Genomic DNA, 646 nt, shown 5'->3' with positions numbered 1-646 from the left:
GCTGCTCCTTGCCATTGTCCAGCCGGAAGAAACTCAGCAGGGTGTTGAGCATTTCTCGCATACGGTCGGAGGATTGCCGGATATTACGGACATATCGCTCTTTTTTATCCGCATCATTCCCTTTTTCCATCAACGCAGTATAACCGATTATTGCCGTTAAAGGTGTGCGCAGTTCATGGGTGATGGTATGCACCGCTTTCTTGCGGGAGGCTATCAGAGCCTCGTTTTGCTCTACCGACTGTTGCAACTGTCCTATTAAATCAGTCGTTTTCTGTTTGTACCGTTTGATTCGGTTGGCATTACGGTGTATGATGATATATGAGATTGCCAGCAGAAGGAGGACGAATCCTGTCAGGCTACCTATCTGCATAAACGACTGTTCCCTCATTGCGGTTATCTCGGCTTCCCGTTTTTGCAGATCGGCTTGCACATTTTTATCCATCTGGCGTATAAATCCGTGCAGTTGCCGGTTAAGTTCCGCGTTTCGTGCCGCAAGGCTGTCGGTATATTCCGACAGACGGCGGCTTTGCGCCCGTTGCTCGGCTATCATGTCCCGGTCGAGGGAACGGAGCATTGTTGTGGTCACGGTTGGCTTTGGCTTTTCTTTCTTGCCGAATATGCCGAGAAATCCTTTCCGCTTCGGTTT

General features: G+C 49.7%; 1 protein-coding gene. It reads right to left on the bottom strand.

The features are described 5' to 3' along the window. On the bottom strand, positions 1-646 hold a 646-nt coding region (locus E5342_RS19135), incomplete at both ends, for a histidine kinase dimerization/phospho-acceptor domain-containing protein (RefSeq protein WP_282593913.1).

The sequence above is a fragment of the Parabacteroides distasonis genome, from assembly GCF_004793765.1.
Taxonomy (GTDB): Bacteria; Bacteroidota; Bacteroidia; order Bacteroidales; family Tannerellaceae; genus Parabacteroides; species Parabacteroides distasonis_A.
Note: the sequence above shows the minus strand (reverse complement) of the source record. Positions and strands in the feature narration are given on the sequence as shown.